We start from the raw sequence: 16,367 nt of genomic DNA, 5'->3' as shown, positions 1-16,367 counted from the left end.
CTATGTGATCTAAGCCCAACGGCGCTTTTGCATTTTAAAAGTGTGTGGTTTAATGCAGTAAATCTATAGTTCCCATTCTTTAGTTATTAGATATGACCAGCCTAGCTGTAAATAAATTATTTGCAGATGAGCTAGTAAAAATCCAACCCAGTTGATTAGCGAGACGTTTCACCAGTAAAAGCCCTAAACCAAATCCATGACGGCCCTTACTATTGTAGGAATTAGTTATTTCTATACAACAAGCATCTTGAGTAATGCGAATATCCATCCCACCATGCTCAATACTATTCCTTAATAAATTGCTTAAGATTATTTTTAGCGGATGAAGCTGGACGGGCAAGCAAGTATCGTCACACAATAATTGAATTTTTTGCTCATAACCATGTACCCGTTGCTGCTCCTCGATAATACTGGCAAGTAAAGGCGATAATGCTACGTTTTCCTTTTCTAGGTTTGAACACTCTTTATTAGTTAACCATAGTAGGGTTTCAATGAGTGACTTCATTTGATTGGTCGCTTGGGAAGCATACAGAGTTGCCCCCGTAAGCTCACCTTGTTGTAATGCGAGGATTTCAAATGAAGATTGGCATATGGCGACTGGCGTACGTAACTCATGGCTAGCAAAGCGTAAAAAATTGAGTTCTCGCTGCTGAGCCTCCTGAAGTTGTAAAATCGAGTTATCTAAAGCATCAACAATTGCCTTTAATTCAGCATATTCTTGTTCTGGTAAACTCAGTTTTCCTCCTCCTTCCCAATCATGTTGTTTAATCGCATGACTAATTTGATGAACAGGCGTAATCACTTTACTTTGCATATAAAACGCTAAGCTTGCACTGGCACAAAAGGTTATCAAGACAAGCAGCAAGATCGCCGTCATATTTTTAGGGGCAAATTGCAAATCATGGGTAACACTAAACTGCAGCCAAACGTAGAGCGGCTGGCCAGTTTGGGTGTAGTACACACTTAACGCGTTAACAATGGGACCTTCTGCATGCTCATAGTGAATTTTGCTCGCATCAGTTAAGACTTCATTGTTACTTAACTCGCGAATTTGCAGCGGAATATCTCGCCAATGAGGATAGACAGTTAAGTTATCGGTTTTTAGAAGTGGTTGATGAAGTAATGATTGCTGAGTTGGCTCCGCCATCTTCAGTAATGCTTCGGCCGCTTGCCCTGCATTGTGCATTGTGACCTCATGCATAGAAATCATACCTGCACACATCATGCAAAGCGGGATAAAACTATTCACGCCTAAGGTTATTAATAGAAAAATAACTCCCCACACTTGATAGCTACGCTTGAGGCTAAGTTTAGGCGCTTGCATTGATATCATCTCTAAGGCTTAAACCAACGCCACGAATCGTATGTAATATTTGCCGTTCAAAGGGGCGATCGATCACTCGGCGCAAAAGATGAATATGGCTGCGCAAGCTATCACTATCAGGTGCGCTGTCGGGCCAAAGCATTCGCTCAATCTCTTCTCTACTCACCGTTTCTGGACTACGCCTAGCTAATAAAGCCAAGATCTGCCATCCGGTTTTAGACAAAGCCAGCAGTTGCCCTTGCCGATACACCATGTGGTTTGCAAAATCGATTTCTAGGTCGCCAATAGTCAACCTTTGGGGCGCGGGACGACGCTGAGCAACCACCTTCAATCGCGCGACCAGTTCCTCCATTGCAAAGGGTTTTACTAAATAATCGTCCGCGCCCACAGCAAACCCACTCAAGCGATCATTCAGACTACTACGTGCAGTTAACATGATTACTGGTGAGGTAATGCACTGTCCTTTCCAGCGTTCACACGCTTCAATCCCATCACCATCCGGCAAATTTAGATCGAGAATAATAGCGTCGAACTGCTGCTGACTAATGAGCATATCCGCTTGTGCTAGGTTGAACGCGTAATCGCACTCTATGCCACTCAATTCAAGATATTGAATGATGTTGTTAGAGAGAAGCCGATTGTCTTCAACCAGTAATACCAACATATTTAGATCAACTCATATTGATGGGCGAGATGAATTAAGTTTGCTCGATTCGTCGCCCCAAACTTCTTACGCATGGATTCCATATGGTATTCAACGCCTCTGATACTTATCGGGAGCTGGGTTGAAATTTCGTCATTCTGCAGGCCGTTTGCGACCATAAGTAAGATATCTCTCGCATTATCTTTAAGTAGAGAACTTTGAAGAAATGGATTAAACAATGGCTTATTACATTCAAATAGCTTGTTTTGAGCCTCTTTTAAGGTTGCACTCAAACCCGTTAATAGGATGTCTGAATCACTCAGATGACTCAGCAATATAAAACGACCCGCCCAATGTCGATTGCTATGACATGTAACGGGCCAACTTAATACGGTTTGAATATGATGCTTACTAAAAAGTAGGCTAGCTTTATCACCTTTATCACACGACAAGCGATACATATAAGATTTTGAAGTATCTAACGAAAAACCAAAATTAAAATCATTAGCGGCAACCTGACTTAGATAAAAACGCTGCAGTTCAGCAACTACAGGTGATGAAGCTACGCTGGCATTAGGTTTACGCAGCGAAGCTTGTGAGAACAGATTGGTTTCTTTTGGAAAGTGATAGTTTTCATACGCGCAATGAGGGACTCCTTGAAACCAGAAACCACAAAAACCATGTAGCTTCAAAGAGTAGTTTATCGCCTGAATAACGTCCTTCAGCGTTGATGCCGTATCTGCATTTGATCGCGCCAGTTTAGCGTCCATAAATACCCTCCAAACGAAATAACATAGAAAGGTATCTCAATACAAAAAATAAACAAAACCCATTGATACAGATACTTACATCTTGTCGCAAAATTAAAACTTATTCATTTTTACGCAGTATTTTTGACATAATTTTGACATACACAAAGATATAATGGAGCAATGCTTTTAACCTTTTTAAATATCATCCAACAAGCCTGGCGCCTCTGCCCTTGCCAAACACCATACTTGAACATGCACATAACGCGCTTCGAATAAGCGAGCAATTTCAGAGACTGTAGTGCCGGTGGTCACCACATCATCCACCAATGCAACACGCTGGAACGCAAAATCATCCGCTAACATAAAGGCATCATGTAAGTTGCGTCGTCGCTGTGCACCCGAAAGCCCCGCCTGCGATCGAGTGTCTTGTTGGCGCGTTAACCCTTCGCTCACTAACGGCAGTTGCAAGAGCTGTGATAACTCATGGGCAATTAACCACGCCTGATTAAATCCCCGTTGTTGTAAGCGTTTTGGATGCAATGGGACTGGCACTATCGCTTGAGGCAGCGAGATTAATCCTTGCTGTTCTAATACCTTAATGCGTGCCACTAAGGCGCTACACAGCACGGGCAAAGCGGCAAGTTGACCTTGATATTTAATCGCACCAACCCAAGCACCCAAACCTTGATGATAACTACAAGGCGCAATGACTTTACGTGGCTGGCGCTTTTGGCATTCACCGCAATAATCGACTTCTATTTGCATCGACTTACCGCAACCTAAGCAAATAGGCCCATGATATAAGCCAGATTGAAGACAAACGGCGCAAATGCCAGTCTCGGGAAGTGATATGGATTGGTGGCACAGCAGGCAACGGTTAGGTAAACTGCCCGCCAACCACCTTGTACCGAGTTGATAGCCTAAACGCATTATCCGTAAAGCAGATTGCGGCCAAATCCTTTTGACAAAGTGCGGCATACATTCACCTAATCCATTTTTGAGGCACTCAAGTGAGCCAAGTCACATCCACAAACCAAGCAAATTTGCATATTGAAATCAGCGGCCAAGGGCCAGATCTGGTGATGCTTCACGGTTGGGGAGTGAATAGCGCTGTGTTTACGCCATTACATGAGTCACTGTCTCAGTATAGGGTGCACTATGTAGACTTGCCGGGCTTTGGCCATAGCCAAATGGTTGAAGGTGGCCTATCAACCTGGGTCGATACCTTAGTCGCTGTATTGCCTGAACACGCAATTTGGGCCGGCTGGTCACTCGGTGGGCTAGTTGCGACTCAGGCAGCGTTAAGTTATCCACAAAAAATCAAAGGCTTGATTACTATTGCCTCATCCCCTTGCTTTATGGCAAGGGAAGACGAAGCATGGCCGGGCATTCCGCCACAAGTCCTTCATCAATTTAGAGAACAACTCGGCCAAAATTTACCTAAAACTATAGAGAGATTTCTGGCGATTCAAGCCATGGGTAGCGAAACCGCCAAGGAAGATATCAAACAACTGCGCGATCTTGTCCTCGCACGTCCTTTACCCAATACCAGAGCCTTAACTCAAGGCCTAAATATGCTGACCGACGTCGACTTAAGGCAGCAACTGATAGAGTTGCAACAACCTTGGCTAAGGATCTGGGGCCGACTCGACGGGCTAGTGCCCAAACGCGTACCACCTAAAATGCCCATCACAGCTCAAAGTGAGGATGTGATGCTCGCTAAAGCCTCTCACGCGCCCTTTATTTCCCATCAGCAGGAGTTTTTGCAGGTATTTATGCCTTGGTTAACGTTACAGACACGTTAACGCTTTATCTTTGAGCGATTAATGACTAGTATTTAACCATTAATGTGCCAAGGAATTTTCCATGTTAGTTGTCAGTAACTACCCCCAAGTCCCGCTAGCGACCAGTAATGTCGCGACGGACTCGGCTCGGGTCGACAACCAACTGAAACCTGTGGTCATCCCACCACAAGCGGCAACTAAAGGTCACGAAGAACGCGCCTTTAATCCACAGAATGAACGCACTGCGGATCAAGCTCAACAACAGGCAAAAACGCTCGAGCATAATCAGCAACAAGTTCAAGAAAAACAGCAGCAACAGCAATCCTCACAGCAACAGAACCAACAACAGCAAGAGAAAAAAGCGCCCCTTGTAGTGGCCGAGCGTGTTTTACCTAAAACGCTAAAAATTGCTGCAAGAGGCCAAGCGGCGCTGCAACGTAAGGATATACGCTTAAAGGTCAGTCAAGGTGCGGCAAATTATGCCAGCAGTAACGCCAAAGCGAATACCAGCAGTACGGCAAGGCAATCGCTTCAAGGCGAATCGAGCCAATTTTATCAACAACTCGGGCAGCGTATTGGTCAGTTTTATCAGCAGCAGACTCAGCCAGAACAAGAATCAGCCATGTCGACGTGGATTTAACCTATTCCAATCGTATGAATCCGTTTGCGCACAAAATTAACCTGAATGATAAACAAAAATGCCGCTAAAAATAGCGGCATTTTCCATTCTGTTTAACGCTTATTTAGGCAAACGATACAGCTCTTGCTGGTAGGCCAAACTGCCCCACAATGCCCAACTTAAGGCTTTCTTCTCTAGCGCGGCAGCAGCGGGTGGATGAGGCGTTAACTGCTCGTTTTTTTCATTATATTCGAAACCCTGTGCCTCTTTCTCTGGTTGCAGAATGACCACATCTTTACCTTCCATCAGGGCAAAGTTTTTATCGTATTGCATCAGAGCACGCCCTGGCCAATCATCGCTGACCTGAGTTAAGTCACGGCCCAGCATAGGGTAAGAGTCTGAAATACCAATCAATGATAACAGTGTTGGCGGTAAATCAATCTGACTCACGATACGATGATCGCGTTTTGGCGCTAAATTATCCCCAAGGATTAAACCCGGAATACGAAAACGTGACACTGGCACCAGATCCGCACCACCCACTCGACTGTCATGGTCGGCAACCACGATAAAAATCGTATCTTTCCAATAGTCCGCGTTTTTCGCCAATTTGAAAAACTCACCAACCGCATAGTCAGCATATTTCGCCGCATTGTTGCGAGTTTGCTTAGGTTGTTCATAAAGTTCGATACGATCATCTGGGAATTCAAATGGATCATGGTTGCTCGAACTAAACACTAAACTAAAGAAAGGCTTACCTTCGCTATGCAGACGCTCAAACTCACTGTTGGCCTTGCGCATTAAATCTTCGTCTGACGCGCCCCACGAGCCCACGAAGGCCGGAGATTTGTAATCTTTCTGATCTATGATGTCACTAAAGCCGTTGCCCAAGAAGAAGCTACGCATATTGTCGAAATGGCTCTCACCACCATAAATAAACTGCGTGGTATAACCATGATTTTTAAGTAATTCAGCAATACTGAAAAAGCCAACTTGGCTCTTACCTAGCTTCACCACAGCGCGAGCTGGCGTTGGCGTAAAACCTGTTGTCACGGCTTCGATTCCGCGAACAGATCGTGTACCAGTAGCGTACAAGTTATCGAAATACCAACCTTCTTTAGACAAGGCATCGATATTCGGTGTCAGGGGTAACCCACCTAAACTGCCGACAAAACGGGCGCCTAAGCTTTCTTGCAGTAGGATCACTAAGTTCTTTGGCTTACCAGTATAACTGGCTTGGTTAAAGCTCAGTGATGGGATATCCGTTGAAGTAAAGGCACTTTCAGGGCGACCACTTTCCTGCCGAATCGTTGCAATAATCTCCGTGTTATCTAGCTTGCCATACACTTTAGAAGCATCTTCTTCACTATCCATCTGCTTGATGGCAAACACCAAGGAATAAGCAGAGTTAATAACTAAAGAGTTCACTAATGGATCGTCAGCAAAAGCCACCAGAGCGGGGTTAAGCGGACGATGACCCAAGGTTGAACGGGCACCTAATATCGTAATTGCGATAACGATTAATGCTAATACTGGACGCCAATACCAGCGTGGAAAGCGCAGGTTTTTCGTCAGCTTACCGCTGAGAACCCAACCGCCCCAGAGTGTACCTATGGTTAATAATATTGAGAAAATAAGCTCAAGCTTACGACCCGCCCACAGCATAGAAAGCACTTCTTTCGGGTAGATCAGATATTCCACATACAAACGATTCGGACGAAAACCGTATTCTTCAATAAAGGCGGGGGTCGATGCTTCTAAAAACAGTATGATCCACAGACCGACAGTTAACCACACCCGTAAAATCGGCTGCCATAGACGGCCAATAAAATGATCACCTGAAAATAATGCAGTCCCTAAGGCGGCAATACCCCATAACCAACACAGAGTAGCGATATCGACGCGTAAACCTTGGATTAATAGATGCGACCAACCATCCACAGCAGCCACGCGATCCGCTTGCCACAGCCCTAAAGCGATACGGCTCGCGGTAGCAATGAAAAGCACTAATAACGAAAAGATAAAGATGGCGCGAAAAGGCCCATGGGCATTGTTTCGCCCGCGAGGTGATAAACCAGATTGCATGTGTTACCCCAAAACGTGTAAAAAGAGCCACTCTGCTTTGGAGTGTCAATTTGAAAAATCGGTGAATAAGCTGTGCTATGACAACCGATTTTGCTTAACGTTGCATTAAATGCCGACTTTATATTCCCTAAGACGGCATTTATGCAACAATTTTGTGAGTAACAGGTTAAAAAGTCGACTCGGACATGACGTATGTCCGAGTATTAACATTACAGCGTCTACTTTTTCAGCTTAGCGAAGGCATCGGCAAAGGCATTGCCCATGGCCGCGTTTGCTGGCGCTTTAGGTGTTTGCTTCTGCGCAGGACGCGCAGCCGGTTTCGCTGACTGCGGTGTTTTACCATGATTAGTTCTGGCGGGATTGTGTGGTCTTTGCTGTGGCTTGCTCTGGTCGATAGCTTCATCCAAACGCATGCTCAAACCGATGCGGCGGCGCTCAACGTCAACTTCCATCACTTTGACTTTCACCACATCTCCCGCTTTCACCACAGTGTGCGGGTCGCTGATGAACTTGTCGGTTAGAGAAGAGATATGCACGAGCCCATCTTGATGTACGCCAATATCGACGAAGGCACCAAAATTAGTCACGTTGGTCACTACGCCTTCGAGTACCATTTCTGGTTTCAGATGCTTAAGTTCTTCAACACCATCTTTAAACTTAGCGGTTTTGAACTCACCGCGGGGATCGCGTCCTGGTTTATCCAGTTCGGCTAAAATATCCGTCACCGTCGGCAAACCAAATTCCGCCGTAATAAACTCTTCTGCCTTGATGCTGCGCAGCAAATCAGAGTTACCCATCAGGCTCGCCAACTCTACTTGCTTAGTCTTAGCGATAGTTTCCACTAGCGAATAAGCCTCTGGATGCACAGACGAGGCATCGAGTGGATTGTCCCCTTCTCGAATACGCAAAAAGCCCGCTGCTTGCTCGTAGGCTTTAGGCCCTAAACGCGGCACTTTCAGCAGCTCTTTACGATTCTTAAACTGACCATTGGCATCGCGATAATCGACCACGTTTTTCGCTAACGTCTTATTTAAACCTGCCACTTGTGACAATAACGGCACTGAGGCCATGTTGAGATCTACACCCACGCCGTTTACACAGTCTTCCACCACGGCTTCCAGCGAACCCGATAATTGGCTTTGACTCACGTCGTGTTGGTATTGACCGACACCGATAGACTTAGGCTCAATCTTCACCAATTCGGCTAATGGATCTTGCAAGCGGCGGGCGATAGACACAGCGCCACGAATCGACACATCAAGATCAGGAAACTCCAACGCCGCCAATTCCGATGCAGAATACACAGACGCACCCGCCTCACTGACCATCACTTTGGTCAAATGTGGATGGGTATCTTTCACTTCAGCAATCAGCTCAGCAGCCAGTTTGTCAGTTTCCCGTGATGCAGTGCCGTTACCAATCGCAATCAGCTCAACCTTATGCATTTTGACTAAGTTAGCCAAAGTACGGATCGACTTTTCCCACAGATTTTGCGGTGCGTGTGGGAAAATAGTCGCATGGCACAACAACTTACCCGTGTTATCGACCACAGCGACTTTAACACCGGTACGTAAACCAGGATCGAGTCCCATGGTGGCTTTCGCGCCCGCAGGAGCGGCCATCAATAAATCACCTAGATTACGGGCGAAAACTTTAATCGCTTCGGCTTCAGCGCGTTCGCGCATTTGCGAAATAAACTCAGTTTCCATCTGCAGGGCAATCTTAATACGCCATGTCGCCGTCACCACAGTTTTCAACCATTGATCAACGCTGCTATCACCTAATTTCAGCCCTAAATGATCACAGATAATCACTTCGCAGTAACTACCTTGGCCCGCTTCAGCGGCTGGATCGGCATTCATAGATAAGGTTAAGAAACCTTCATTACGCCCACGCAGCATAGCCAGTGCACGGTGTGATGGGATCTTAGCTAACTGTTCTGTATGCTCAAAATAATCGCGGAACTTCGCGCCGTCTTTCTCTTTGCCAGCAATTAAACGGCTTTCTAACACACTGTTTTGGCTTAAATGCTCACGCACTTTACGCAGTAATTCAGCGTCTTCGGCGTAACGCTCCATCAGGATATAACGCGCGCCCTCGAGCACAGCTTTAACATCGGCAAAACCCGCTTCGCTATTGATATAGCCTGCCGCTGTAGTCTCGACATCTACGCTACGATCAGCCAGTAATGCATCGGCTAATGGCTCAAGCCCAGCCTCGATAGCGATTTGGCCCTTAGTACGACGCTTAGGTTTGAAGGGCAGGTATAAATCTTCGAGGCGTGTCTTACTGTCTGCCTCGTCAATCGCCCATTGTAATTCTGGCGTTAACTTACTCTGAGCTTGGATGCTAGACAGGATCACTTGGCGTCTGTCGTTCAGCTCACGCAGGTAACCTAAACGTGTGTACAAGGTACGCAGTTGTGTATCGTCTAAACCGCCTGTGGCTTCTTTACGGTAACGGGCAACGAAGGGAACTGTCGCGCCATCGTCGAGCAGAGTGATGGTTGCGGCAACTTGTTGCTCACGAACATTCAGTTCTTGAGCGATAATCAGAGCGATGTTATGTGCATTAGTTTGCATAAATAAAGTGTCGTGCCTAACTGTAAAGTAAATCGTTATTGCGCCAAAGATACCACAGGCGCCCCGTATGTTTCATGCTAAAGCCTAGGTCAAATCAGAGAGTTTGATCTTTCCCGCAATCCAGTGACTACCGCCGCTATTTTAAGAGCGGCAAGTCTGTGGTTAATTCGCCTCGCTGGCGAGAGTAGTTTCAAAAGGGGTATAACGGATCTGATTGATATACCACTCTTTTGGACCCGATGGCGTTTGCACTAGCACCTCATCATCCACTTGCTTGCCGATTAAGGCACGCGCCATGGGCGAGTCGATGGTGATATAGCCTAATTTTGTATCGAGCTCATCTTTACCGACGATCCGATAACGCACTCGATCACCTGCTTCATTTTCAAGCTCAAACCAAGCGCCAAAGAATATTTTGCCTTCCTGCTGCGGCGAGTAATCGACGATTTTTAATTCTTCTAACCGCTTAACTAAGTATCTGACTCGGCCATCAATTTGTCTTAACAAACGCTTGTTGTAGGTGTAGTCCGCGTTCTCACTACGGTCGCCCTGCGCCGCCGCTTCTTGGACTTTAAGGGTGATTTGCGGCCGATATTCCTTCCACAAATACTTCAATTCTTTATCTAAAGTTTGCCAACCCTGTCGGGTGATCAAATGCGCTTTCATACTCATTACTCAATCGTTGGATTAAACGACCACAATTGATGCGGGATAATATATTAGACTGATGATACTCAGACTGGACGCTAAAGTTAACTCACTAAATCATCTCTGTGCATAATGGCTTTTAAATCACCTCTTTTACTGATGCCAATTTAGTTACAATTTCAGCTATAGCGTGAATAAACGCGAGTATTCCCATGCAATTTCATTTGCTTAGTATTAACATTGGGCAATCAATGTCAGCATTTATCGCATTCAAGTTACTAAGGTGAGCTAGTCGCCTTGGTTGAATGCGGCTATATTAGGCAGATTCGTTTTCAATTTCAGCCAGTTGGTTAATCTTAACTGTTTCTCGTCAGTAGAATAAGCACCAATCTGAGCAATTAAAGGACATCCCATGGGACAAGAAACCTCGAAAATCCTCGTCGTCGATGATGATATGCGCCTGCGAGCGTTACTCGAGCGTTACCTGATGGAGCAAGGTTATCAGGTGCGCAGCGCGGCCAATGCCGAGCAGATGGACCGCCTATTAGAACGTGAAAACTTCCATTTACTCGTGCTCGACTTGATGTTGCCCGGTGAAGATGGCCTGTCTATCTGTCGTAGGCTGCGCCAGCAAGGTAACCCCATTCCGATCGTGATGCTGACGGCCAAGGGCGATGAAGTCGACCGCATTATTGGTTTAGAGTTGGGCGCTGACGATTATCTGCCAAAACCTTTCAATCCACGGGAATTACTTGCGCGGATCAAAGCCGTGATGCGTCGCCAAACCCAAGATGTGCCCGGTGCGCCCGCTCAGCAGGAAGCACAGATTAGCTTCGGTGAGTTCTCGCTGGATTTAGCGACCCGTGAGATGTACCACGGCGACGAATCCATCGCACTCACTAGCGGTGAGTTTGCCGTACTTAAAGTGCTCGTCACCCATCCACGCGAGCCCTTGTCTCGGGATAAGTTAATGAACCTCGCCCGTGGCCGCGATTATTCGGCGCTAGAACGCTCCATCGACGTGCAAGTGTCACGTCTGCGCCGCTTAATCGAAAAAGATCCCGCGAATCCTCGCTACATTCAAACGGTTTGGGGTTTAGGTTATGTGTTTGTACCCGATGGTGCAGCGCGTCGATGAACCACGCTACCATCTTAATCTCCTGCGGTTATTGAGCCTACGATGAAACCTAAGTTTTGGTGGCGGTTTGTTCCTCGCAGCGCATTTAGTCAAACCGTGATGCTGATTGGTTGCCTATTACTGATCAATCAGCTGGTGTCTTACGTCACGGTCGCCGTCTATGTACTTAAGCCAAGTTACCAACAAATCAATCAGTTAATCGCTCGCCAAGTCAAATTACTGTTTGTCGACGGCATAGATATTGGCCGCGAACACTTAACCATAGTCGATGCCCTTAATGCCAAAGTCCACGACGATGGCATGAAAATCTACAATCAACAGCAAGCGCATGAAGCGGGTATTGAGCAAGCCACTTACTATGGTTTCTGGTCATCGCAGATGTCGGAATATCTTGGTGGCGATGCCGAAGTCCGCGTCACCCATGGCAGCGTATTACAGATTTGGATCCGTCCACCACAGGCGCCCTCGATTTGGATAAAAGTGCCACTTATCGGCCAAAATGTTTCAGATCTTTCGCCACTCACCCTTTATTTAATGGTGATTGGCGCACTTAGTGTCGCTGGGGGATGGTGGTTTGCTCGCCAGCAAAACCGCCCACTTAGGCGACTACAAAAAGCCGCGATTTCAGTCTCCCGCGGTGAATTTCCCGATCCCTTGCCGCTAAAAGGTTCGAGTGAAATTGTCGAAGTTACCAATGCTTTCAACCAGATGGCGAACAGCATGAAGCAACTGGAGCAGGACAGAGCGCTATTGATGGCGGGGATCTCCCACGACTTGCGCACACCGCTCACCCGTATTCGCCTCGCCTCTGAGATGATGGTTGAGGAAGATCAATATCTTAAAGATGGCATAGTCAATGATATCGAAGATATGGACGCCATCATCAGCCAGTTTATTGCGTATATTCGCCAAGATCAGGAAACCAGCCGTGAGCTAGGCCAAATCAATAAACTCATTCAAGATATCGCTCAAGCAGAAGCCAATCGCGCTGGTGAAATTGAAGTGGTGTTAACTGACTGCCCAGAAGCCCAATTCCAAGCGATTGCCATTAAACGGGTACTGAGTAATTTAGTCGAAAATGCCTTTCGCTATGGCTCTGGCTGGATCCGCATTAGCTCGCAGTTCGATGGCAAGCGTATCGGTTTTAGTGTTGAAGATAATGGACCAGGGATCGATGAGTCGCAAATTACCAAACTATTTCAACCTTTTACCCAAGGTGATATCGCCCGTGGTAGTGTTGGTTCGGGCCTAGGCCTCGCCATTATCAAACGGATTATCGACAGACACCAAGGGCAAATTACCCTCTCCAACCGCGCCGAAGGCGGTTTAAAAGCCCAAGTGTGGCTGCCGCTGGAATAACGCGAGATCACATATTTGCAAATCAAATGACAACGCTGACATCCAAGTGAGCACTTGTCATATTAATGTCACCTTAAATTCATAAACTCAGCACAGTTACTGGCTCTGACCATTATGAAGATTGCAAAATGAAAATTTCAACGCTGTCGCTTTCTGCTTCTGCCCTATTGTTATTGCTCGCGGGATTGCTAGCAGCCGTAGTGCTGTGGAGCAGTGATCAGCGGCAACAAATTGAGCAGCAAACACTGACATTACAAGCTATTCAGCAGGATTTTCTCGTCGGTGTACGCCGCGATCTCGATGGCTATTTAGCCAGTGGCAACGCTAGCCAACTGGAACAAGCGAAAACCAAACTCAGCGCCATTAAAAACCAGCTCACGCAGCTTAACCTCGCAGCCATGGGCGCGACCGACAATGACTTGCAAGCCAGCCTAAGCAACTTCATTCAAGATTTAGATACCAAGTACCGCGCCGCGGGTAAACTCGCTGGCAATCCTAGGCAACTGCTCGCCCACGCCGAATCTGAAATGCTCGACTACAACCGTCGTCTGGGCAGTTATGCCGATAAAGGCTTAGCCACAAATGCGGCGGTCGCCGAACAATATCTGCAATTGAGCCGCGATTTACCTTCTATCGTCTACCAACTTTCCCAGTTGACCGATGGTTATCTGATCGGTAAAAATCAGCAGCTCAAGGGCATTTTAGACAGCACCAGCAAAGAGCTAAATACGTGGCACGACACCCTCAGCGCACTGCCGTTAATTGGCGTATATGAACAGCAAGAAGCCGATGAATTTGCACTCGGCGCCAGCGAACCGGAACAAATTGAAATCGGCGAGAGTGACCGCAGTGAACTGCTGAGTCTCGCCAATCGATATAACAAAGAAGTCGCCAATACCCACCAATTACTGCAAACAAACCAAGAGATGCAAGATCAACTCATTCAAGCGATTAGCAATGTGGAACAACAGCTTATTGGCTTAGGTGAGGCTCAGGCAGCAAAGAACCAGCAGCTGAAATATGAGTTACAGCTAATCCTCTACACTATGGTTTCCATCATGGCCTTGTTTGCGATTGGTTATTTAATCCTGCAGCAAAATCGCGTCGTCAAACCGCTAAAACGTCTCAACCAAGCTTTTATGAAATTAAGTGAATCGAACAGCCGCGAGCGTTTAGACATTAATCGTCGCTGCGAAACGGGCCAAATCGCAGGTCATTTCAACCAGTTGCTGCACAGGTTTGAACAGGAAGACGAGGCACAGCGCCAGCAAATCACTAAGGTTTCTCAATCATTAAGCCAACTGGTGGCGCGTATTACTCAGCTATCACAACACACAGAGCATACCCAAACGATTGTGGCCGATACGCAAACACAGACCGAGCATATCCGCAGCCTCGCCAATGAGGTGAGCCACACTTCGGCACTTGTGGAAGACAGCGCCGCCGAAACCATGCGCCAAATGCAGTCGAGTCAAGCACAAGCCGAGGCGGTATTGAGCGCGACCGAGCAAACACAAACCGCGGTCGGTCTGTGCCATTCGTCCCTTGAAAGCCTGAATAACTCAGTGACGGATGTATCGAAAATCATTGATGTGATTGGCAATATTGCCGAGCAAACTAACTTACTCGCCCTTAATGCTGCCATCGAAGCTGCGCGGGCTGGCGAGCAAGGTCGCGGCTTTGCCGTGGTGGCCGATGAAGTGCGTAATTTAAGCCAACGCACCCAAGTGTCTTTGAATGAGATCGTGAAAATTCTGCAACAACTGACCCAATCAAATCATGCTCTCAGTGAGAGTGTCGATGGCATAGCACAGGCGACAAGCAGCCAAAAACTGCGTGCTCAGAGCCTGTGGCAAGTGGCGCAAACAGTGCAAAACCAAGCAAGTGAAATGGCTAATACCGCCAAACAAGGCTCGCTAAATGCCAAAGAGCAAGTCGATTATCTCGATGAATTTGTTCGCACTATGGATAGTTTAAAAGAACAAGCGCAAACCAGTTCACAGCAAAGTGAGGTCATCGCCCAAGAAGTACAGCAGAGTGTAGAAGATATTGAAACCAGCTTGGGGATTGGGCAAAGCCAAATAAACCGTGCGGCCTAAAACCGCACGTTTACTCACTTAATTTCTCTATTTGTGTTTAATCGTCGATTCGACAATTGTGGATATTAGAGCCATCGAACTGACATTCGACATCAACCCATTTGCCTTCAAATGGCGTTAATGAAGCATCAGTCGCTTGATAGCCCCACAAGGTCTTTTGCATCACTAAACCCGACAAATCAAGCTCATTGCTTCGCACTTCAAGATCAACTTCTTTCACTAACCACTGGTTGTCTGCGAGTTCAACACCTTCTATTTGAATCCATTTTTGGTCAAGTGTCGCTAAGGTTAAACCGTCATCGAATTGAGTTCTGGCATCAATATCAAATGTAAATCCATTAATTTGTAGCTGATTATTGGTAGTCAGTGTCGCCAGACCTTCTAGCTCGAACTTTTTACCTAAGGTTGGAGGTATTCCACCATTATCATGTGATGTTTCAAATTCAACTTCTCTGGCCCATAAACCCTGCGGCATAGATTGAATATCTACATCGACTAACTTGCCTTCAACCAAGTTAGCTTGCTTGCCATCTTCAAATTGAGTATTTGTAGTGACATAGAGTCGAGTACGGGCATTAAGCTCAAACTGCGTCTTATCTTGGTTGACCCAAGTAATAGTCCCTTCTAGCTCCATATCGTTAAAAGACGCCGTATCTTCCACCTCGACTTCAGAGGCCAAAAATGAAGCACCACTTTGCTGGCCTTCCACTTCAACCCATGCGCCTTCCTGTAAGCTGCCTTCTAAACGTGCGTTGGCATAATTAATCACTGCCGAACCGATATTGAATTGTTGCGCAGCCTTGTTTAATCCAGAGACACGTCCCTCGATTTCAGCAAACGCAAAATTGGGAATAAGGTTTATAGAATTAACCTGCCATTCTCCCATTACCGTTGGATAACCATTTACCGCCACCCAATCGCCTACTTTATACTGGGTCGCGTCCGCTGGTTTAACGACTAAATTAATCCCATTAACGGCAATAGTATTTTGATTAACGGAACTGATTTCACCCACGAGGCTTGGATCTAATATGACATTTTTAGCCTGTTGGCCTTCATTATCAATTTTGACCCTCATCCCCATTTGAATGGCATTAACCTCTAACGGCTGTTGACCATAGTGAATCTTAGCATTAGCGATATTGACGTTATATCCGTTGACCGTAATCGAATTATTGTCAGAAGCAATATTTGTTACTGTACCGTTAATTTTTGCAGGTAACGTAGGTTGTGGAACGATAGGATCAGGTTTAGAGGTATCTGTTGATGAATCATTACCACCGCAACCTGCCAGCAAAATGGCCGTAATACAGACTAAGAGTTTATTCATTTTC

At 46.3% G+C, this 16,367-nt stretch carries 13 protein-coding genes; 5 read left to right on the top strand and 8 right to left on the bottom strand.

Annotation, left to right across the window (positions count from 1 at the left end; translation table 11 throughout):
- Nucleotides 1–79: 79 nt before the first annotated feature.
- From L5L98_RS13110 to L5L98_RS13095, 4 genes are all read right to left on the bottom strand, one after another.
- Complete coding sequence (locus tag L5L98_RS13110; RefSeq protein WP_263141472.1) at nt 80–1,324, bottom strand: sensor histidine kinase; 1,245 nt, start codon at nt 1,322–1,324, stop codon at nt 80–82.
- Nucleotides 1,311–1,988 carry a response regulator transcription factor gene (locus L5L98_RS13105; protein WP_263141470.1) on the bottom strand — a complete coding sequence of 226 codons (678 nt, stop codon included), beginning with the start codon at nt 1,986–1,988 and terminating at the stop codon, nt 1,311–1,313. The genes L5L98_RS13110 and L5L98_RS13105 overlap by 14 nt, the downstream gene beginning before the upstream one ends.
- A 2-nt stretch (nt 1,989–1,990) precedes the next feature.
- Nucleotides 1,991–2,737 carry a helix-turn-helix transcriptional regulator gene (locus tag L5L98_RS13100; protein ID WP_263141468.1) on the bottom strand — a complete coding sequence of 249 codons (747 nt, stop codon included), beginning with the start codon at nt 2,735–2,737 and terminating at the stop codon, nt 1,991–1,993.
- Between the two features lie 177 nt (nt 2,738–2,914).
- Nucleotides 2,915–3,697: a ComF family protein gene (locus L5L98_RS13095; RefSeq protein ID WP_263141465.1), complete on the bottom strand. Its 783-nt coding sequence runs from the start codon at nt 3,695–3,697 to the stop codon at nt 2,915–2,917.
- A gap of 32 nt (nt 3,698–3,729) precedes the next feature.
- Between L5L98_RS13095 and bioH the strand changes: the two genes are divergently transcribed.
- A complete protein-coding gene (gene bioH, locus L5L98_RS13090) occupies nt 3,730–4,524 on the top strand; it encodes a pimeloyl-ACP methyl ester esterase BioH (RefSeq protein WP_263141462.1) in 795 nt (264 codons plus the stop codon).
- Nucleotides 4,525–4,585: 61 nt separating this feature from the next.
- Nucleotides 4,586–5,143: a hypothetical protein gene (locus tag L5L98_RS13085; protein ID WP_263141460.1), complete on the top strand. Its 558-nt coding sequence runs from the start codon at nt 4,586–4,588 to the stop codon at nt 5,141–5,143.
- 99 nt (nt 5,144–5,242) lie between these two features.
- Here L5L98_RS13085 and L5L98_RS13080 read toward each other — a convergent pair whose 3' ends face one another.
- From L5L98_RS13080 to greB, 3 genes are all read right to left on the bottom strand, one after another.
- Complete coding sequence (locus tag L5L98_RS13080) at nt 5,243–7,207, bottom strand: LTA synthase family protein (protein ID WP_263141458.1); 1,965 nt, start codon at nt 7,205–7,207, stop codon at nt 5,243–5,245.
- A gap of 218 nt (nt 7,208–7,425) precedes the next feature.
- Nucleotides 7,426–9,789 carry a Tex family protein gene (locus tag L5L98_RS13075; protein ID WP_263141456.1) on the bottom strand — a complete coding sequence of 788 codons (2,364 nt, stop codon included), beginning with the start codon at nt 9,787–9,789 and terminating at the stop codon, nt 7,426–7,428.
- A gap of 162 nt (nt 9,790–9,951) precedes the next feature.
- Complete coding sequence (gene greB / locus L5L98_RS13070; RefSeq protein WP_105250662.1) at nt 9,952–10,455, bottom strand: transcription elongation factor GreB; 504 nt, start codon at nt 10,453–10,455, stop codon at nt 9,952–9,954.
- Between the two features lie 394 nt (nt 10,456–10,849).
- Here greB and ompR point away from each other — a divergent pair, with 394 nt between their 5' ends.
- From ompR to L5L98_RS13055, 3 genes are all read left to right on the top strand, one after another.
- The gene (gene ompR, locus L5L98_RS13065) at nt 10,850–11,575 is read left to right on the top strand and encodes a two-component system response regulator OmpR (RefSeq protein ID WP_006079507.1); all 726 of its coding nucleotides are present in this window, start codon (nt 10,850–10,852) and stop codon (nt 11,573–11,575) included.
- A gap of 42 nt (nt 11,576–11,617) precedes the next feature.
- Nucleotides 11,618–12,934, top strand: coding sequence for a two-component system sensor histidine kinase EnvZ (envZ, locus tag L5L98_RS13060; protein WP_263141451.1), 1,317 nt, complete (start codon nt 11,618–11,620; stop codon nt 12,932–12,934).
- A 128-nt stretch (nt 12,935–13,062) separates the two neighbouring features.
- Nucleotides 13,063–15,033 (top strand): methyl-accepting chemotaxis protein, encoded by a 1,971-nt coding sequence (locus tag L5L98_RS13055; RefSeq protein WP_263141449.1) that lies wholly within the window; start codon nt 13,063–13,065, stop codon nt 15,031–15,033.
- Between the two features lie 37 nt (nt 15,034–15,070).
- Here the strand turns inward: L5L98_RS13055 and L5L98_RS13050 are convergent, their stop codons facing one another.
- On the bottom strand, nt 15,071–16,363 hold the full coding sequence (locus L5L98_RS13050) for a DUF5666 domain-containing protein (protein ID WP_263141446.1): 1,293 nt from the start codon (nt 16,361–16,363) through the stop codon (nt 15,071–15,073).
- Nucleotides 16,364–16,367: the final 4 nt, after the last annotated feature.

The organism is Shewanella sp. SM23 (assembly GCF_025654295.1).
Classification (GTDB): domain Bacteria; phylum Pseudomonadota; class Gammaproteobacteria; order Enterobacterales; family Shewanellaceae; genus Shewanella; species Shewanella oncorhynchi.
The sequence above is the reverse complement of the archived record's forward strand: the minus strand, read 5'-3'. Positions and strand labels throughout refer to the sequence as shown.